Raw genomic sequence first — 18,578 nt, 5'->3', positions numbered from 1 at the left:
TCTAGTTGAAGTATGCGCTCTTAACGAACGTTGAGCTCAGTAACGAACGAACATGCCACCTGCACGAACGGGCGAAACCTTAGAGAGAGAACCCGGGACGGTGGCTTCCACCATCTGGCCGTTACCAATGTAGATGGCAACGTGACCCGAATAAGCAACCAGGTCGCCAGGCTGAGCTTCGCCGGCCGAAACCTGGATACCACCGGCAGCCTGCGCGCCGGAGGAGTGCGGAAGGCTGATTCCCGCAGCGGCATATGCCAGCATGGTCAGACCCGAGCAGTCAACACCACCGTAGGAAGCGCCACCGTAGACGTAGGGAATACCGGTCAGAGCAAGAGCAGCGGCTACAATAGAAGATCCGGCAGCGTTGTACGCAGCAGCGGTTGCAGCGGTTGAAAGGCTGAGGTCTTCACGAGCCTCGGAACGATCCGCGGCGACAGTTTCTTCAGCGACCGGAGTAGCGGCAGCAGGAGCTTCTGCGGTCGCGGTCGGAGCTTCTGCTTTCCATTCAATATCCGCAACGGAAACGGTGACACCAGTTGCTTGAGGAGCAGTGGTCGTGGTGGGAGTAGCTTCTTGATCGCCACTAGGAGCAGAAACGGTGACAGCGTTTGCGGCGCCACCAACAACTGCAGTCAGAGCAAGACCGGTCACGGATGCAATTGCCGCCGGACGGATCGGGCTGAGCGACGTGATCGTGTCGGTCAGTTCCACGATCGGCACCATTGGGCGACGTGCCTTGCGGTGACGTGGCGCAGGTTTGAGGTTCGTCAAGAGTGTTCTCCTTTTGCACCTTCGAGGTCAGCTGTCGGATTCGAGCAGGAGAGCCCGGCTTGGTTTCCCAAGCTTCACCCCAAGGCCACAAGGGCCGAATTGGTTCCCCCGAGTTGGATCAAATGAACCGGATCCTTCACGATCCAACTTCGGTAAATGAAGGACGGCTGGCCTATCGACCGTTATGAACTCTATACCTTTGACCCCCAAATGTCACGCAAAGGTAACGAAGTGGAGTCAAATCACATTTCGACTACTAGATGTGGTGCCAGCGCCAGAGGAATTCGGAAGCTGGAATCACTGTCAGAGGCATCCTGATCGGCGCGCGCAATCCGCACATAATCGCCTTCTCCGCGCAGGATAATGCTGACTCCAGGACCAATCTTTGCCGCGGCAAAATCAGCGATGATGTCATGTTCAGCCTGGATAGGTTCACCGATACGAACGAGTCTCACAATTTGGTCGTCGTGGGCACGCGCCACAAGTTCCGCAGACTGCCCACTGACCTCGACGCCCATTCCAGGAATCGGGTTACCGTAAGGATCCGTTGTCGGATCCTTCAAGAGCTCAAGCAGACGACCTTCGACCTTGTCGGACATGACGTGTTCCCAACGGCATGCTTCATCGTGGGCACACGCCCAATCCAAACCGATGACATCGACCAGGAGTCGTTCAGCCAAGCGATGCTTACGAACGACCTCTACAGCCCGCTTACGGCCTTCTTCAGTCAGCTCCAATCGACGATCACCCAGAACGTGCAGAAGCCCGTCGCGTTCCATGCGAGCAACGGTCTGCGAAACAGTCGGACCTGAGTGATCAAGTCGTTCAACGATGCGTGCACGCAGGGGCGTCACCCCATCCTCTTCCATTTCAAAAATGGTCTTGAGGTACATCTCGGTGGTGTCGATGAGGTCTCCCACGGCGGTTCCTTTCCTACGATGAACCCCTGCACGAATCGTGCATCGTTCAAAGGTTTTCAGGTACTTAAGAGAATATGAGTTATCGAGTATTTTTACCTGACGATTGTCATTTCCGTTGATATTGCGCCAAACGGTGGACAGGCATACGCGGTGAGCACCCACGGTATTTAGCACCATGTGTGTCATGGAATATGTTCCGCGAGCGCATCTAATGCGACTAAGTTTGAGCCTATGGAGACATTCCCCCCGATTCCTGTTTCTATCCTTCCTGCTGACGGCCGCTTTGGTTCCGGCCCGTCGCGTGTGCGCCCGGAGCAGATTGATGCGTTGAAGACGCCTAGGTTGATGGGGACCTCGCACCGCAAGTCCCCGGTGAAGAATGTTGTCCATTCAATCCGCGAGGGATTGACGACCTTGTTCAATCTTCCCGATGACTATGAAGTCGCCCTTGGCAACGGTGGCGCCTCAGCGTTTTGGGACGTGGCGGCGGCCTCGCTCATTCGCAAGCAGGCCGCGTTCGCGACCTTCGGGGAGTTCGGCGCAAAATTCGCCAAAGAGGTGGACAAGGCCCCGCATCTCGCCGACGCGCTTCGCGTTGAAGGTCAGCTGGGCACCGTTGTCACGCTCACGGGGAACGAGGCCGGGACCGCTGGGGAAGAACCCGATGCTTTTGCTTATCCGCACCATGAGACCTCGACGGGCACGATCAGCCGGGTGAACCGTATCGGTGGTGAAGACGCATTGACGCTGGTGGATGCGACCTCGATCGCCGGCGCTGCGCACGTTGATATTGCCAACACCGACGCCTATTACTTCTCTCCCCAAAAGGCTTTCGCCTCTGACGGTGGCCTGTGGGCGGCGATCCTCTCCCCTGCAGCCGTCGAACGCGCACAAGAATTGCATGGGGCGACCGACCGTTGGATGCCGACCTTCTTCGACCTTTCGGTGGCGATTTCTCACTCGCGTAAGGATCAGACGCTGAATACGCCGGCTGTGGCGACGCTGATCATGATGGATCAACAAATCCAGTGGATGAATGCCGGTGGTGGCTTAAAAACGATGGAAGCGCGCTCTCGCGCCGCTTCCGACCTGATTTACGCCTGGGCCGACGCCTCGTCAGTTGCTCACCCCTTCGTTGAGAATAAGGACTGGCGCTCCCCCGTTGTCGTCACCGTTGAATTCGACGACGTGGTCGATGTGAAGGTCCTGTCTGACGGCCTGAGAGCATCGGGCATCGTCGACATCGATGCCTACCGCGGGGTTGGTCGCAACCAGCTCCGCATCGCGACATGGCCCTCGACTCCAACTTCGGACGTCGAAGCACTTCTGGAGTCGATCGATTGGGCGCTCGAACGAGCACTGTGACCCCAAAGGTCAGCCCAGGCCTCGTCGATCGCGATAATCCACCGCAGAGAACGTGGACGCAAGCTGGAACATAACGAGGTCCTACTAGGCGCAACCTGCACGACGCTCAGCGCGCAGGCACTTGACACGCTACTTTCCGGTCGCGTTCCGTTCAGCTTCAGCGAGCAGAGTAGCTAGGTATGCGCGCTCCGCGGGGCCCTCGACCTCGATCGGGTGCGCCGAAACACGGAACTTGACCCGGTAATTCCAATGAATCAGACCCCACACGCCCGCGATAACTCCGATCGCTAGGGAAGCTCCACCGCCGACAAGAATCGACCAACGGGCACCAAACTGCTCGCCCACCCAACCGATGAAGGGCGAGCCGATCGGCGTCGCGCCCATGAAAATCATCGAATAGAGAGCCATCACGCGACCGCGAACACTCTCTTCCGTGGTGATCTGAATAGTCGCATTCGCTGCCGTCACCATGGTCAACATTGCAAGGCCCGTCGGGATTGCAAGAACCGCGAACGACTCATACGTCGGAGCCAAAGCCAACACAATTTCAAGCAGACCGTAAATCGCCGCGCCCGACACGATCAGACGCAGTCGAGGCTGAGCGCGACGCGCAGCAAGAAGTGAACCGGTCAAAGCTCCCACTGCCATAAACGAACCCAGAATGCCGTACTCGCCCGCAGCCTTGCCGTAGACCTCAGTCGCCATCAGGGCACTGGTCAGCTGGAAGTTCATGCCCAAACCTGACACGACCGCTACAATCACCAGGATCAGCACAATGTCGGGACGATTCTTCACATAGGAAACGCCCTCGCGAATCTGGCCGGGCGAACGCTTCACAACCTTGCGGGGAACCAAATCTGCAGAACGCATCAACGCAAGCGTCAAAACTGGAGCAAAGAACGCAACAGCGGTCACGATCATCACCCAGCCAGTACCGATCGCATCAATCAACAAACCGGAAACAGCCGGGCCAAGCAGACGCGCAGCATTAAAGGCCGTCGAGTTCAAACCGACAGCGTTCGACAAAGACTGAGCCGGAACCAGTTCAGACACAAATGCCTGGCGCGCAGGTGAATCAATCGCGCCAGCAACACCACCCAACAACGCCAACACATACACATGCCAAAGCTGGGCTGTATTCGTCAGAATCAGCACGCCCAAGATCAAGCCCAGGAGCGCGTTCGCCAACTGCATCGCCTGTAGCAGAGCGCGACGATTCAGACGATCAGCAAGCAAACCAGCCCACGGTGACAACAACAGAATCGGCAGGAACTGCAAAGCGGTGACAACACCCACTTGCGTGCCAGAGTTCTTCGTCAGAACGGTCAGAACCAGCCAGTCTTGCGCAACCCTCTGCATCCACATGCCCGTCGAGGCAATAATGTTTCCGAAGAACCACAATCGGAAGTTGAAGTAACGCAACGAATGGAAAGTACGTGACACGCGCGGATGCGCCTCCCTAGTTTTTCGGAGACCTAAGAAATAGCTGTTTCAAGCATACGAAAAGCCCCACGGCAATGTGAACTGCTCCCGAAGACTCGAAGCGCTGAAGCCCCAAGACCCATCAGCTCCCACCATGACGCGACCTCGAACGCGATGGCCTCATACACGCATCGGGCGAGGTCCGCATCAGTGGTCCCGAGCTGCAGGCCCCAGAAGACCCCGCTCGGCGCCTTCGACCACCTACCGCGATTTTGATCGGAAAGACGGGCGAAGAAGAAGGGCACCCCCGCGTCGAGTTCCAGCGCCGCCAGTTCATCACTTCGGTCGTATGTTCCACGCGGTAGAGCATTCTTCACGTACCACCGATGCGCGGCTCCTGCAGTCGCGACCGCCGCCTCTCTGACGAAATCCCCGCGCTTGAGAAAGGCGAAGACGGGACACCACTATGCGGGACTCCACTAATCGCGCCAACGTCAGCCTCAGATGAAGCCGGTACTTGTTAAGATGAGAAACGTCACGCCGACCTCCTGCGCAGTCACTTCACTCGCTCGTCTTCAGCGTCGACATTCCATCACCACCTATGCGAAAGGCCCGAAGTGAGCACCCCGTTCGAAGGGGGAGCTGCAACTCCTCAGGAAGTTCCCTCCCCCCCTCCCCCCGTTAATCCCCAGATCCCTGTGAAGAAGCCGCGCAATACGCTCGGACTCGTCGCGCTCATCCTCGCCATCGCCGGAACAATTCTCTCGTGTGTACCCGGCATCATAATCCTCGGGTGGATCCTCCTGCCCGCCTCCTTCGTCCTCGGACTCGTCGCCGTGCTTCAGAAGGACAAGGCCCATGGTCAAGGCCTCGCAGCGATCATCATTTCCATCGTTGGAACCATCGTCGCAGCCATTGCTTTCATCGCCGTCATCGACCACGCCGTAGATCAGGCGCTGACCACTGAGACCACGACCTCGACCCCCGCAGCCTCGTCGCCTCAAAGCACTCCCGCCGAATCGAACGCCCCCGCTACGAATGAGGGCGATGCCGGCTCCTCCAGGGAGAATCCTCTCCCCATCGGCTCGGAGATCACGACGAAGGACTGGAAGGTCACCGTCAACTCCGTCGACCTCAATGCGGATGAGAAGGTTGCCGCCGCAAGCGATTTCAACGAGCCGGCCACGGATGGCTTCTCCTATGTTCTTATCAACATAACGGCCACCTACCTCGGCAATGACTCCCAGGGTCAGATGCCCTGGGCGACGGTCGACTTCGTCAGCAAGGACGGCAAGACGTACAACCTGGCGTCTTCTCAGAAGCTGACTGTCGCGCCGGAGGAGTTCGACCAATTGTCTCCCCTTTTCAATGGCGCATCGACGACCGGAAACATCGTCATCGAGGTCCCGACCGATGGGATCGAGCAAGGCACTCTCGCTGTCCAGGCGGAACTGCTTGCGGATAAGAAGTTCTTCGCCGTCAAGTAGTCGAGTCGATTCCACTGTACATCGGGGCCGTTGGAGCATCACTGCATCGACGGCCCCGCTGGCTTATCACGCACCGACGAACGCCCTCGCGACCTCGAGGAATGAACTGCTCCCCTTTAGTTGGACTGAGAAATCAGACACCGACTAATGGGGAGCAGTTCAATGCACCGTGGGGTCTTTCCATTCGGACGATTGGTGATCAGTCAAGCAGAGCATCACACCTCTGCGCATCACACGATCTGTTGCGAGGAGATCAGACTCCCAGCAGAGCCTGGATCGGCCCAAGCAGGAAGTAGACGACGAAGAGGATCGAAGCCAGCCACATGAGCGGGTGGACCTTCTTCGCACGGCCAAGAACAACCTGGATGACGGTGTGAGTAATGAAGCCAACGCCGATACCGACAGAGACGGAGTAGCCGAAGGGCATGAAGGCGATGGTCATGAACGACGGAAGAGCGATTTCCGGGGCCTGCCAATCGATCTCGGTAACCTGGGTCATCATCAGGAAACCAACGAAGACCAGAGCGGTCGAAGCGGCTTCGGTGGGGACGAGCTCCATGAGCGGTGCAAGGAAGGTCGAGAGGAGGAAGAGGATACCGGTGACGACAGACGCAAGACCTGTGCGTGCGCCTTCAGCGACACCCGCTGCGGACTCAACGTAGGAGGTGTTCGAGGAAACGCCACCGAAACCACCGACGGCGGCGGCGAGGGAGTCGATCACCAGGATTTCGCGAGTCTTCGGTGGGTTGCCCTGTTCGTCGAGCAGATTGCCTTGGGCGCCGACGGCGACCATGGTACCCATCGTGTCGAAGAAGTCAGCCAGCATGAGCGAGAAGATCAGCAAGGCGACGGAAACAATGCCTACCTTACCGAATGCGCCGAACATGTCGACCTTGCCGAGCGTGTTGAACACGGGGACGGCAACAGGTGAACCGTCGAGAGCCGGAATGGTCTGGCCCCAACCGGTAGCGTTCTCATCCGATTTCATACCAAGGTGAAGAACGGCTTCGACGATGACGGCCAGAATCGTCGAAGAGACGATCGAGATGAAGACGGCACCCTTGACCTTACGGATGTAGAGGACGAAGGTCAGGAACAGGCCGAAGACGAAGACCAGGGTCGGCCAGCCCTGCAGGGAGCCGTTGATGCCCAGCTGAACCGGGGTGGCGCCTGCGCGGACGATACCGGCGTCAACCAGACCGATAAGAGTGATGAAGAGGCCTAGACCAACGGTCAGAGCGGTCTTCAGCTGATGAGGAACAGCCTTGAACACTGCCTCACGGAAGCCGGTGAGAACCAGGATCAGGATGATGATGCCTTCCCATGCGACAAGACCCATGGCCTCTGCATAGCTCAGGCCCATGCCTATAACCATGGTGAAAGCAACGACAGCATTGAGGCCCAGACCGGCAGCAAGTGCCAGCGGATAGTTGGCGACAACACCCATGAGGATGGTCATAACGCCTGCAACAAGCGCGGTACCTGCCGCAATACCCTGAGCAGTAATAGAGCCATCCTCCGGCAGTGCTGCCCCGAGGATGGCTGGATTCACGACAAGAATGTAGGCCATGGCGAAGAACGTGACGACACCGCCACGAATTTCCTGGCCGATCGAAGATCCGCGTTCGCTGATCTTGAAGAACGAATCAATTGAACCTTTGGCCGCTGATTGGGATGAAGCGGCAGTCTGTTGTGTGCTCACGAACTCATCGTGCCAACGTGCGAAACTCACAGGCAAGAATCGTGTCGGGCGCCACAACACAATGTGGACACCGTGCCTACGGGGTCACATTCACAGGCATTTTCTCGGTGTCCAGTGCACCGTCGTCAATACGCGACGGGCGAACCGACCACTGGGTTCCCTGCTTGGCAACATCAGTTTCCGAGTGCGCGCCGCAGGTGTGATCGAGGCTGACCACGCGACCATCATCGGGAGCCCATTCGTTGGCGCATACACCGAACACCGTGCGCATCGAACCCGACAGTTTCACCAAGAAACCACAGGTTGAGCACGAGTTACGTGGCGGGCGAGACGACTTCGGTCCCTGCTCAGACTTGTACCAGCGATCAACGGCAGCACTACGGCCTTCTTCGGACAGGACGCGCTTGCGACCCAAGCCGATTTCCTTCAGCTCCGGGTAGTCAATGTCCTCGCCGACATCTTGGAATGACTGCTCAAGGCGGGCATCTTCTGCCTGGTAGGGGAGGATATCGTCGCGCGACAAATCGCCTGGACGCAGGCGGTCTTCCCACGGGATCCACTGCGGAGCAAGCAACGCACCATCGCGAGGAAGCATGTCGACCTCACACACGGTCGCGTGACGCGAACGCGGAACGCGCGCAACCGTCACTGCCCACGCCCAACCGACATAGCCGTCGTCGGCGGAAGCGAAATAGTGGGTTCCGATGCGCTCTGAGTCCATGACGAACCCAAGGTGTTCACCGATGGGACGCGGGTGGGCAACAGCCTTCGCGGATTCACGAGCAACGTCGACTGCTTGGGCAAGAACCGCGTCCTTCTTCGGGGTGCGCACCGCTCCCTTATGCGTTGAAGGCGAGCGCGACGAAGTTTTCACCGTTGTGTCATTGGCGGGCGTCTGGGGTGCAGGCGCAGTATCGCCAGCGTGTGTGTCAGGCATCGAAATCCTCGGCTACTGCTTTAAGAACCTTCGCGATCTGAGGCGCGTTCTCGGGGTACTTTCCGCGACGCAAGCTGGTCGAGGAAGCATCGAGCAGTTTGATGAGGTCCTCAATCACGGGGACCATGGCTTCAGGCTTGCGGTGACGCGCCGCCGCAAGCGACTTCTTTGGGGTCAGGATGCGAACAGTCAGTGCCTGTGGACCCTTGCGTCCGTCAGCGACACCGTACTCGACGCGCGTCCCCGGCTTCACCGTTTCAATTCCTTCGGGGAGCGCCGAAACGTGCAGGAATACTTCCATACCGTCGTCACCGCCGATGAAGCCGAAGCCACGATCAGCATCGAAGAACTTCACCTTGCCAGTAGGCATGTTGCTCCCCTTTCCTTTAGGAATCATTCGTTTTCGTTCGTCCTGTCATTCTAATGCGCCCGCCACCTTAATGCGCTACATGCTTTCAACGCCAAATGAATACGGGGCGGGTAACATCGAGTTATTGAACGCTTGCAGGTCGGCTCAAAGGTCAGGAGATCCCCATGTCGTTCCGTTCCGCTGTTTCGCGTGCGTGCGCCAGTGCCGTTGTCGGTATCGCCCTGATTGCAGGCCTTGGCGCGCCAGCACTTGCCACATCCCCTGTCACTATTTCAACGTCGGTGACCGACCCCTCGGGTTGGCTCAGTGACTCTCACGTTTCGGAAATATCCTCTTCCGCGGACGAGGCCGGGTCTGCCGGTTTGCAGGTTTATTTCGTGACGGTTCCCGATTTTTCGGGTGCTGAGCCAATTGAATGGTGCAAGACTTCGGGTTTGAACTCCGGATTGTCACATCAGTCGATCATCTACGTGATTGCCTATGAAGAGCGCATGTTCGCAACGTGTGGCAACGCTGATCAGCAACTTGTCACCGATTCGGATATCACGCGCGCAACGTCGGCAGCAAAGAAAGTTCTTGCCGCATCGAATCCTCTGGACGCTGATACGACGACGGATGCAGCAACAACCTTTATTTCAACGTTGACATCAACCGTGACAGGTCAAACCTCGTCCTCTTCTTCACACTCTTCGTCGACCGACGCTCCTTCCTCCGAGAAGTCGGGATTCAGGTGGATCCGCACCGTTGTCATCCTTGTCGTTATCGGTGGACTGATTGTGTTCTTCGTGAAGCGCAACAAGGCGAAGGGCACTTCAACCCCCGCTCCGAAGGCAACCGCTGACCGCCCTTGGGCACCCGGCGATCAGCTTCCGTCATTGACCGAGGATCAGGTACTGGCCCTGACCAACCAATCTTCGACTCTGCTCCTTCAGGCAGACGAACTGGTACGTTCGGCCGCCGATGAGCTTGATTTCGCGCGCGCTCAGTTCGGTGAAACGAAGACCGACGCATATGCGAAGGCACTTTCTGCCGCTCAAGCGGGCATCGCGAAGGCATTTACTGCCCAGCAAACGATGAACGAGGCCCCCGATTCTCGTTCGCGTACCGAGGCTGCGCTTACGCTGCAACATGAGTTGAACCAGGTCATGCCAGCTTTGGTTGAGCAACAGAAGGCATTCAGCCAGCTTCGCGATGAAGAGGCAAGCGTTCCCACGCAGGCCACGGACGTGAAGACGCGCATTTCTGAGGCAATCGCAGCGTTGCCCAGCGTGGAAGCTGAACTCACCGCCCTTCAGACGCTGTACTCGTCCACGACCGTTGCCTCGTTGACGGACAATCCTCAGCAGGCACGCGCTCTCCTTGATTCAGCGTCGGTCGCTGCGAACCAAGCAACCTCCCTCGCAACCTCTGATCCGTCAGCAGCACTGGTGCAACTCGATATTGCTCGCCGAGCACTCGCGATGGCGGGACACCAGACCGAGGCAATCATGAGCGCCAAGCACGATCTCGCTGCCGCGAACGAGGTTCTGACGAAGGCAATTGCTTCGATCACCTCGGATCTTTCCGACGTGACGACCCTGAAGGCAGACTCAGCAGCGTTCGCACCGCTTGTTGCCGAAGCACAGAAGGCTGTAGCCGAGGCTCAAAGCGCACGCACAGGAAGTGGTGACCCGCTGGCTGCGCTGGAAAACCTACGTTTGGCCGAATCTCAGCTGGACGCCGCGCTTGAACCACTTCGTTCTCAGGCTGACGCAAGAGAACGCAAGGTCCAGGCAGCACGGAACACCGTGTCCGACGCTCAAGCCCAGTACGCGCGAGCTGACTCTTACATTCAGGGACGCCGGGGCGTCATCCCGTTGGACGTCCGTTCCAAACTCGCTGAGGCTAAGGCTGAACTCGATCAGGCTGTTGCACTTGTCCAAACTGACCCCGATCAGGCAACGACCCTGGCGAAGAGCGCGCGTAGCGCGGCCCTTACCGTGCTGTCAACCCCGATAAACGATCCCTCATACAGGCAGGCTGATCAGTTCAAACACCACACGAATAGAAGCGGTGGAATCTTCACCGATAACACCGGCCTTGGCAATGCCCTGCTGTGGTCTGTCCTGATGGATGTCGGTCGTAGCCTCGGGCAAGGAGGAAGCTCCGGTGGCGGATTCTCTGGCGGAGGCTTCGGCGGAAGCGGTGGCGGATTCGGTGGCGGTAGCTCCGGCTCCTTCTGATCTGAACATATGGCTGGTGCCTTGCAGGAATGCCCTGCAGGGCACCAGCCATCTCGGCTCCACCTTCACACCGAACGGATATGCAGTCCGTTCACAGGAAGTATTCGGTGTCACACTCTAAAATGGAGGTGACGCGATAATCGCGCAATCCATCCAGCGAAGGACAGGAACAATGGCAGAAAAGCAGTCCATCATCGGTCGCATTTCCCAGCTCGCAAAAGCAAACATCAATGCCCTCTTGGATCGCGCTGAAGATCCGGCAAAGATGCTTGACCAGCTGATCCGTGACTACACGAACTCCATCGCAGAAGCCGAAACCGCAGTCGCCCAGACTGTCGGCAACCTGCGTCTGGCAGAAAAAGACCACGAAGAAGACGTTGCCGCAGCAGCTGACTGGGGTCGCAAGGCTCTGGCCGCTTCGCAGAAGGCAGACGAAATGCGTGCAGGCGGCGATGCTGCAGGCGCTGACAAGTGGGACAAGCTCGCCAAGGCAGCGATCGGCAAGCAGATCACCTTTGAAGGCGAAGCCAAGGACGCAGAACCAATCATCGCCTCACAGACCGAGGTTGTTGAGAAGCTCAAGACCGGCCTTGCTCAGATGAAGGACAAGCTCGAAGAACTCAAGTCCAAGCGCGATCAGCTGGTGGCACGGCAGAAGACCGCAGAGGCACAGACCAAGGTCAATGACGCTGTCGCATCTATCAACGTGCTCGATCCGACGTCAGAGCTCGCACGCTACGAAGAGCGTGTCCGTCGCGCCGAAGCACTGGCACAGGGTCAGGCAGAGGTCGCGGCCTCGTCCCTCGACGCACAGTTTAAAGAACTCGAAACCGACGCCTCCGAGATTGAAATCGAAGCGCGCCTGGCAGAGCTCAAGAACAAGGACTGATCGCTCAGCTCGAACGTCATTGCGACCAGCGAGTAGCTGAATCAAACAGAAGTGGTGTGGGGCAGTGCCCCGCACCACTTCTGTTTGAGGTTTGACGAACTATCCGGCACCTGATCGCCTCAGGCACAGGCATACTGACGCACAGGCCCCAAACAGCCCGGCTGGCGGTTTTTACAGGTAGTCGAACGGGTTGAAGTCGTCGACGTCGATGATGCTCAGTCGCGGTAGAGTTACCTGGAATGCGTGCAGATCGTATTCGAGGTCAAGGATCTCCAAGCCCTTGGCTTCCAGCTCATGGAAAGCGGTCGACAGGAATTCGCGGAAGCAGAGGATCGCGACACGACGTCCCTGATCCAGCAGACGCTCAACTTGAGGAGCGAAATCAGCGTCATGGCTGGCAAGAATGACCGAGCCCGAGTCCAGCTCTGAGATCGCATCCATCGTGCGCTGCAAACCAAGGTCAACGACCTTCACGTCGGCAGGACCCGAAAGCGGGATCACCGAGTAGTTCATGGCGATGAGTGCTTGAACGAATCCCATCGGTAGCGAACCGGAAGAACCGTTGAGGAAGAAGAGGCCCTTCGCTTCACTTCCCCAGTGTTCTTCGGCGCGTTCAAGGACTCGATTCCAGCGCGGGCGTTCTTCTTGATTCGGACGACGATCCAACACTGACATACCAAGAGTGGCATCGATATTTTCGCCGTCAACGATCAAGTAGGTTTTTTCTTCGTTAAATGAATAGTTATCCATAGGGTCAAGAGTAAAAGATTATTACGCGAAAAGGGCGTTGCTCGACACCTATCGTGCCGAGCAACGCCCTATCGAGTGGAAACTACCTACTCACGTGCGTGAGCAGATCACTTCACGTCTTCGTCAACCCAGTCGAAGGTGCGGGTAACAGCCTTCTTCCAGAGGCGGTAGGTGCGATCGCGCTCTGCGGTGTCCATGGACGGCTTCCAACGCTTGTCTTCCTGCCAGTTGGCAATGACATCGTCTGTGCCATTCCAGAAGCCGACTGCGATACCGGCTGCGTAGGCAACACCCAGAGCGGTCGTCTCTGCAACGACCGGGCGGATGACGTCCACGCCGGAGATGTCAGCCTGGAACTGCATGAGCAGATCGTCAGCCGTCATACCACCGTCAACCTTGAGTTCCTTCAGCGGGACGCCTGCATCGGCGTTCATTGCATCAATGAGCTCTGCGGACTGGAATGCGGTCGACTCTTCGACTGCGCGGGCAATATGGCCCTTGTTCACGTAGCGGGTCAGGCCAACGATCGCACCGCGAGCGTCGTCCTTCCAGTACGGTGCGAACAGACCGGAGAATGCCGGGACGAAGTACACGCCACCATTGTCTTCAACGGTCTGAGCGAGCTTTCCGATCTCGGAGGACTTCTCGATCATCCCGAGGTTGTCACGCAGCCACTGAACCAGCGAGCCTGCAACTGCCACGGAGCCTTCGAGCGCGTAGACCGGCTTGGCGTCACCAAGCTTGTACAGCACGGTCGTCAGCAGACCGTTGGTCGAGAAGACGGGCTCTTCACCCGTGTTCATCAGGGTGAAGCAACCGGTGCCGTAAGTGTTCTTCGCGGTGCCCTTTTCGAAGCAGGCCTGACCGAAGGTTGCAGCCTGCTGGTCACCAAGGATGCCGGAGATCGGAACGCCTGCGAGCAGACCATTCGGGCGACCGGTGCCGTAGGTGTCTGCGGATGCCTTGATCTCGGGGAGCATTGCCGGCGGGATGCGGAAGTCGGCGCAGATGTCTTCGCGCCACTTGAGCTCACGAACGTCCATCAGCAGGGTACGGGATGCGTTGGTCACGTCGGTTGCGTGGACGCCACCGTTAACGCCACCGGTCAGGTTCCAGAGAACCCAGGTGTCCGGGGTGCCGAAAAGCAGGTCGCCTGCCTCTGCCTTCTCACGTGCTCCCTCAACGTTGTCGAGGATCCAGGTAATGCGAGGTGCGGACGGGTAGGTTGAGATGTTCTCGCCGGTGATCTGGCGGTAACGTTCGGTACCCAGCGGGTCGCCTGCTGCGACGCCACGGACGATTTCCGAAGTACGGGCGTCCTGCCAGACGATTGCGTTGTAGACGGGCTCGCCGGTGTTCTTGTCCCACACGATGGTGGTTTCACGCTGGTTAGTGATGCCAACAGCAGCAAGTTGGGTGGCGTTGATTTCTGCCTTCTGAAGCGCCTCGGCGACGACGGTGCGAACCGATTCCCAAATCTCTACGGGATCGTGCTCAACCCAGCCCGGGTTCGGGAAGATCTGGGTGAATTCCTTCTGACCAACCGAGACGATTTCGCCGGAGTGGTTGAAGACGATCGCACGGGAGGACGTGGTGCCCTGGTCAATCGCGAGAACGAATTTTTCATCAGACATGAATGGTGTCCCTTCTGTTCACTTCTTTGTGTTTCAGATAGAAACGCGGGGTCCCAGACGAGTCCGCCTGGGACCCCACGCAAGGTTAGAGTGCCAAAGCTCTAGGTTCAGGCCAAGCCGGAGCCGAATGCAACGAGTGTTGCGACGACGGCGCCGATGATCGGGCCGACGACCGGGACCCAGGAGTAGCCCCAGTCGGAGCCACCCTTACCCTTGATCGGGAGAATTGCGTGAGCAATACGCGGGCCGAGGTCACGGGCCGGGTTGATCGCGTATCCTGTGGGGCCACCGAGAGAGTTACCGATGACGACGATGATCAGCGCAACGCCGAGCGGGCCAATCGCGGTTTCGGTGTAGCCGGAGACGAAGACCCAGAGGATCAGGACGAAGGTGCCGATGGCCTCAGTGAGGGTGTTCCAGAATCCGTTGCGAATCTCGGGAGCGGTCGAAAAGACGCCGAGCTTGAGGGCCGGGTCGAGATCTTCATCGAAGTGCTGCTTGAAGGTTAGCCAGCAGAAGACTGCACCAACGAATGCACCGAGGAATTGAGCTGCTAAGTAGATGCCAACGTTTGCTGCAGTGACGGCAACGCCGGGGGCCAGTTCGACGGAGGAATCCATCATGTGGCCGACGGCCTTAGCAATGGTGACTGCAGGGTTCAGGTGGCCGCCCGAGTCGTATGCGACGTAGACGCCTGCGAGAACTGCGAGGCCCCATCCCCAGTTAATCATGAGCCAACCGCCGCCGTTGCCCTTGGACTTGGGCAGGAGGTTGGTAGCAACGACGCCACCACCGAGGAGGAGAAGGACTGCTGTACCGAGGAACTCAGACATGAAGATATGTCCGGCAGTGAGTTCATGCGGCGCAAGAGGAAGAAGTGTTGCGAGCATTTTTCCAATCTTTCTTCGATGCTTCGTTGCATCGAATTGTCGGGCGGTTTCCCACCCGCAGGGTTCCTTTAGCGAGACAGGACTGATCACGCCAAGTGCGAAAAGTCTACCGCGTCACATACGAATTCTTTTTCAAGACTCCGCTTGTTTCGCAGGACCGCTCGTGAGCACTTTGCGGTCGCAGAACAAACCCGCGCTGACCTGTGATGTCTTCACCTGGACACCACACAGTATGACAGCGTTTGCACATCGAACCTGCCCCTGTGCACAACCGTGCATCTGAGGGGACACTTACCTCTCCAATGTGTGCACGCTCACCAAATCGCACAGTCTCCCAAAGGATTGGACATTCAACAGTTAGACCTGCACGCCTGTGCATGGCAGACTATGACACGTGACGATTCGTGACGAACAGGCTCATGAAGCCGCATCAATGTATTACCTCCAAGGCCAGACCATGGAGACGATCGCACGCCACCTTGGCGTATCACGCTCCTCGGTCTCTCGTTTACTGTCCTACGCGCGCGACACCGGCTTGGTTCGCATCTCAGTGAGCGCCGCTCCAGGACACAAAGGAACCCTTGCCGGTCAAATTTCTGAAATCTTCGGCGTACAGACGTCCGTTGTTCCGGTCCATGACGTCCACACCGAAGTCAACCGACTTCATAACGTCTCGCTTGTCGCGGCGGAACGTCTGGTCGACATGCTCAAACCCGGTGTCACCCTTGGCATCGCATGGGGCAACACGACCTCAGAGATCACCCGTTGTATGCCACGCGTCAACTTCCCCGGATCGACCGTCGTCCAGCTCAACGGGGCCGCGACCGCTACCGAGTCCGGCATGCCGTACGCAGACGCGATTATTTCCCGCGCAGCGCGCGCAATGGGCGGACGCATGGTCCACTTCCCCGTTCCCACGTTCTTCGACTACGCAGAGACAAAGAAGCAGCTCTGGCGCGAGCGCTCGGTTCAGACCGTGTTGAAGACGATTGACGACTGCGATATCGCTCTGTTCGGCGTCGGCTCACTTTCGGCACGCTTGCCCTCCCACGTTTATTCGGGTGGCTTCCTGGACACTGAAGAAATCGCAATGGCCCAGAAGGACGGCGTTGTCGGCGACGTCTGCACCGTCCTCCTGCGCGAAGACGGCTCAACAGACATGGAACTCAACAGCCGAGCTTCCGGGCCCAGCCCAGAGACTCTCCGCAAGATCCCGCGTCGCCTCTGCGTCGTAGCTGGTGCCTCGAAGGCGCTCCCGCTACTTGGCGCGCTGCGCGCACACGTCGCCACCGACCTCGTCCTTGACGATGGCGTGGCACGCGAACTGCTTGATCTGGTTCGCACTCGCGCGGCGCAGGCGCGTGGCCTCGCCCCTAGGCGCTAAGCCAGATCATACCCAGCCAAAAACCAAAGAAAAGTGGAGCTCACAACAATCGTGAACTCCACTTTTCTTTATCCAAGCAGACACCACACTCCGGTTGACAAGGACGTGTTCTAGGCGATCTGCGCACGAAGCCCATCAATGACAACGTTCAAGAGGCCGGTCCGGGAATGCTCAGAGCTTCTTGACCAGCGGGAACGTGATGGTCTCACGGATACCCTGACCGGTCAGAGCCATCAGCAGACGGTCAAGGCCCATACCCATGCCACCTGCCGGTGGCATACCGTACTCCATGGCCATCAGGAAGTCTTCGTCCAAGACCATTGCTTCCGGGTCACCCTTTGCCGCAACAAGCGCCTGCGCTTCGAAACGCTCGCGCTGGATGACCGGGTCGACGAGTTCGGAGTAGGCTGTCGCCAGTTCGAAGCCTCGGACGTACAGGTCCCACTTCTCGACGATGCCCGGCTTGGAACGGTGTCCGCGGGTCAGCGGGCTGGAGTCTTCGGGGTAGTCGCGCACGAACGTCGGCGCATACAGCTTGTCACCTACGGCGACTTCGAAGATAACCTCTGCGACCTTACCGGGACCCCAGTGGTCAGCAACGTCTTCACCGAGTTCTTCGGCGATCTTCACCAGTTCGTCCAGCGGAGTATTCACCGTGAACTCACGACCAAGAGCGTCAGCCGTGGCCTCGAACATCGAGATTTCTTTCCACGAACCCGAAAGGTCGTAGGACGAACCGTCAGGCAGGGTGACGACCTCGGTGCCCAGGGCGTCGCGTGCCGCCTTCTGGATGAACTCACGGGTGCGACGAGCCATCGTGTCGTAGGAACCGTAGGCTTCGTAGGCCTCGAGCATCGTAAATTCGGGGCTGTGCGAAGAGTCCGCGCCCTCATTACGGAAGTTGCGGTTGATTTCGAAGACCTTGTCGACGCCGCCGACAACCGCACGCTTGAGGAAGAGCTCGGGCGCAATGCGCAGGAACAGCTCGGTGTCGTAGGCGTTCATGTGAGTCGAAAACGGACGTGCGGCCGCGCCACCGTGCAGGTTCTGTAGCATCGGCGTTTCGATCTCGATAAAGCCAGCTTCATCAAAGTAGTTGCGCAGCGACTTCACAACATTGGCGCGCATACGCACCATGTCGCGGGCGGCCGGGCGAACAATCATGTCGAGGTAGCGGCGACGAACACGCAGGTCCTCAGACAGGGACATTTCGGTGCCGTCTTCTCCGGTGTAGGTCTTCGGTAGCGGGCGGATCGCCTTTGCAGCGATCTGCCATGCGGGGACCGGGGCGCCTTCGTTGATGCCGGGCGTGAACAGGTCGGCGGGCGCGGTGCCGGGGCATGCCATGATCGACAGTTCGCCACGACGCGAGGAAATGACGCGACCGTGCACGAACAGGTGGTCACCAAGGTCCACGTCGGTCTTGTACTGAGCCAGCGAATCCAAACCGACCTCTGCGGCCGACAGCATGACCTGAATACGGTTGCCGGCGCCATCCATCAGGGTTGCGAAGCAGAGCTTGCCACCGTTGCGAGCAAGCATCACGCGACCGGCAATACCGACCTCGTCCTGAGTTTCTTCGCCGGTTTCAAGGTGAGCGTACTTTTCACGAACATCGGCGATCGAAGTGGTAATCGCCAGGACGACCGGGTAGGCCTGGCCTCCTTCGGCAAGCAGGCGCTCGCGCTTTTCTTGGCGGACACGCACCTGTTCGGGGGCGTCGTCGTTTTCCGGGGCAGCTGGGTTTGTATTCACGTCAGTCACCCTGCCAGTTTAACGGCATCACCGCACCCATTTCGCATAGGGAACGCGAGTGGGTGCAGTGCCACATC

Annotated in this window: 15 protein-coding genes, 1 pseudogene and 1 riboswitch; of the genes and pseudogenes, 5 read left to right on the top strand and 11 right to left on the bottom strand. The window is 58.4% G+C overall.

The annotated features are described in order from the left end of the window. Positions 1 to 36: 36 nt before the first annotated feature. Together G5S47_RS01335 and G5S47_RS01330 are read right to left on the bottom strand one after the other, a co-directional pair. The gene (locus G5S47_RS01335; RefSeq protein ID WP_181002102.1) at positions 37 to 774 is read right to left on the bottom strand and encodes a C40 family peptidase; all 738 of its coding nucleotides are present in this window, start codon (positions 772 to 774) and stop codon (positions 37 to 39) included. A 2-nt stretch (positions 775 to 776) separates the two neighbouring features. Further along, positions 777 to 939, bottom strand: a riboswitch (cyclic di-AMP (ydaO/yuaA leader). Between the two features lie 77 nt (positions 940 to 1,016). Continuing rightward, the gene (locus G5S47_RS01330) at positions 1,017 to 1,694 is read right to left on the bottom strand and encodes a metal-dependent transcriptional regulator (RefSeq protein ID WP_040318369.1); all 678 of its coding nucleotides are present in this window, start codon (positions 1,692 to 1,694) and stop codon (positions 1,017 to 1,019) included. Between the two features lie 231 nt (positions 1,695 to 1,925). Between G5S47_RS01330 and serC the strand changes: the two genes are divergently transcribed. Then, positions 1,926 to 3,059, top strand: coding sequence for a phosphoserine transaminase (serC, locus tag G5S47_RS01325; RefSeq protein ID WP_006680848.1), 1,134 nt, complete (start codon positions 1,926 to 1,928; stop codon positions 3,057 to 3,059). Between the two features lie 129 nt (positions 3,060 to 3,188). Here serC and G5S47_RS01320 read toward each other — a convergent pair whose 3' ends face one another. Both G5S47_RS01320 and G5S47_RS08665 read right to left on the bottom strand, forming a co-directional pair. Beyond that, positions 3,189 to 4,502: an MFS transporter gene (locus tag G5S47_RS01320; RefSeq protein ID WP_006680847.1), complete on the bottom strand. Its 1,314-nt coding sequence runs from the start codon at positions 4,500 to 4,502 to the stop codon at positions 3,189 to 3,191. A gap of 32 nt (positions 4,503 to 4,534) precedes the next feature. Further along, positions 4,535 to 4,912: pseudogene (locus tag G5S47_RS08665) on the bottom strand (FGGY-family carbohydrate kinase); the annotation flags it as partial. A 267-nt stretch (positions 4,913 to 5,179) separates the two neighbouring features. Between G5S47_RS08665 and G5S47_RS01310 the strand changes: the two are divergent. Continuing rightward, complete coding sequence (locus tag G5S47_RS01310) at positions 5,180 to 5,968, top strand: DUF4352 domain-containing protein (RefSeq protein ID WP_006680846.1); 789 nt, start codon at positions 5,180 to 5,182, stop codon at positions 5,966 to 5,968. Positions 5,969 to 6,221: 253 nt separating this feature from the next. Here G5S47_RS01310 and G5S47_RS01305 read toward each other — a convergent pair whose 3' ends face one another. The 3 genes from G5S47_RS01305 to G5S47_RS01295 all read right to left on the bottom strand — a co-directional run bounded on the left by G5S47_RS01305 (position 6,222) and on the right by G5S47_RS01295 (position 8,977). Beyond that, positions 6,222 to 7,670: an NCS2 family permease gene (locus G5S47_RS01305; protein WP_040318367.1), complete on the bottom strand. Its 1,449-nt coding sequence runs from the start codon at positions 7,668 to 7,670 to the stop codon at positions 6,222 to 6,224. A 76-nt stretch (positions 7,671 to 7,746) separates the two neighbouring features. Continuing rightward, positions 7,747 to 8,607 (bottom strand): DUF3027 domain-containing protein, encoded by an 861-nt coding sequence (locus G5S47_RS01300; protein WP_006680844.1) that lies wholly within the window; start codon positions 8,605 to 8,607, stop codon positions 7,747 to 7,749. Further along, complete coding sequence (locus tag G5S47_RS01295) at positions 8,600 to 8,977, bottom strand: cold-shock protein (RefSeq protein WP_006680843.1); 378 nt, start codon at positions 8,975 to 8,977, stop codon at positions 8,600 to 8,602. The genes G5S47_RS01300 and G5S47_RS01295 overlap by 8 nt, the downstream gene beginning before the upstream one ends. A gap of 164 nt (positions 8,978 to 9,141) precedes the next feature. Here G5S47_RS01295 and G5S47_RS01290 point away from each other — a divergent pair, with 164 nt between their 5' ends. Together G5S47_RS01290 and G5S47_RS01285 are read left to right on the top strand one after the other, a co-directional pair. Beyond that, entirely contained in the window at positions 9,142 to 11,199 is a 2,058-nt protein-coding gene (locus G5S47_RS01290; RefSeq protein ID WP_219585643.1) for a TPM domain-containing protein, read from the top strand. A 172-nt stretch (positions 11,200 to 11,371) separates the two neighbouring features. After that, a complete protein-coding gene (locus tag G5S47_RS01285) occupies positions 11,372 to 12,088 on the top strand; it encodes a PspA/IM30 family protein (RefSeq protein WP_006680841.1) in 717 nt (238 codons plus the stop codon). A 171-nt stretch (positions 12,089 to 12,259) separates the two neighbouring features. On the opposite strand, the gene G5S47_RS01280 is transcribed toward G5S47_RS01285, so the two are convergent. The 3 genes from G5S47_RS01280 to G5S47_RS01270 all read right to left on the bottom strand — a co-directional run bounded on the left by G5S47_RS01280 (position 12,260) and on the right by G5S47_RS01270 (position 15,362). Beyond that, positions 12,260 to 12,838 (bottom strand): NYN domain-containing protein, encoded by a 579-nt coding sequence (locus G5S47_RS01280; RefSeq protein ID WP_006680840.1) that lies wholly within the window; start codon positions 12,836 to 12,838, stop codon positions 12,260 to 12,262. A 107-nt stretch (positions 12,839 to 12,945) separates the two neighbouring features. After that, on the bottom strand, positions 12,946 to 14,472 hold the full coding sequence (glpK, locus tag G5S47_RS01275) for a glycerol kinase GlpK (RefSeq protein WP_219585642.1): 1,527 nt from the start codon (positions 14,470 to 14,472) through the stop codon (positions 12,946 to 12,948). Between the two features lie 107 nt (positions 14,473 to 14,579). Next, a complete protein-coding gene (locus G5S47_RS01270; protein WP_219585641.1) occupies positions 14,580 to 15,362 on the bottom strand; it encodes an MIP/aquaporin family protein in 783 nt (260 codons plus the stop codon). Positions 15,363 to 15,795: 433 nt separating this feature from the next. On the opposite strand from G5S47_RS01270, the gene G5S47_RS01265 reads away from it, so the two are divergent. Then, a complete protein-coding gene (locus G5S47_RS01265) occupies positions 15,796 to 16,746 on the top strand; it encodes a sugar-binding transcriptional regulator (RefSeq protein WP_040318513.1) in 951 nt (316 codons plus the stop codon). A 171-nt stretch (positions 16,747 to 16,917) separates the two neighbouring features. On the opposite strand, the gene G5S47_RS01260 is transcribed toward G5S47_RS01265, so the two are convergent. Then, the gene (locus tag G5S47_RS01260; RefSeq protein WP_219585640.1) at positions 16,918 to 18,510 is read right to left on the bottom strand and encodes a lysine--tRNA ligase; all 1,593 of its coding nucleotides are present in this window, start codon (positions 18,508 to 18,510) and stop codon (positions 16,918 to 16,920) included. Positions 18,511 to 18,578: the final 68 nt, after the last annotated feature.

This window comes from Schaalia turicensis, assembly GCF_019380255.1.
In the GTDB taxonomy this organism is placed as follows: domain Bacteria; phylum Actinomycetota; class Actinomycetes; order Actinomycetales; family Actinomycetaceae; genus Pauljensenia; species Pauljensenia turicensis_A.
Note: the sequence above shows the minus strand (reverse complement) of the source record. Positions and strands in the feature narration are given on the sequence as shown.

Excerpts from the sequence above, each read along its gene's own strand:
- G5S47_RS01290 (WP_219585643.1), top strand. The coding sequence starts at position 9,142 with ATGTCGTTCCGTTCCGCTGTTTCGCGTGCGTGCGCCAGTGCCGTTGTC.
- G5S47_RS01295 (WP_006680843.1), bottom strand. The coding sequence starts at position 8,977 with ATGCCTACTGGCAAGGTGAAGTTCTTCGATGCTGATCGTGGCTTCGGC.
- G5S47_RS01280 (WP_006680840.1), bottom strand. The coding sequence starts at position 12,838 with ATGGATAACTATTCATTTAACGAAGAAAAAACCTACTTGATCGTTGAC.
- G5S47_RS01300 (WP_006680844.1), bottom strand. The coding sequence starts at position 8,607 with ATGCCTGACACACACGCTGGCGATACTGCGCCTGCACCCCAGACGCCC.
- G5S47_RS01285 (WP_006680841.1), top strand. The coding sequence starts at position 11,372 with ATGGCAGAAAAGCAGTCCATCATCGGTCGCATTTCCCAGCTCGCAAAA.
- serC (WP_006680848.1), top strand. The coding sequence starts at position 1,926 with ATGGAGACATTCCCCCCGATTCCTGTTTCTATCCTTCCTGCTGACGGC.
- G5S47_RS01265 (WP_040318513.1), top strand. The coding sequence starts at position 15,796 with ATGTATTACCTCCAAGGCCAGACCATGGAGACGATCGCACGCCACCTT.
- G5S47_RS01270 (WP_219585641.1), bottom strand. The coding sequence starts at position 15,362 with ATGCTCGCAACACTTCTTCCTCTTGCGCCGCATGAACTCACTGCCGGA.
- glpK (WP_219585642.1), bottom strand. The coding sequence starts at position 14,472 with ATGTCTGATGAAAAATTCGTTCTCGCGATTGACCAGGGCACCACGTCC.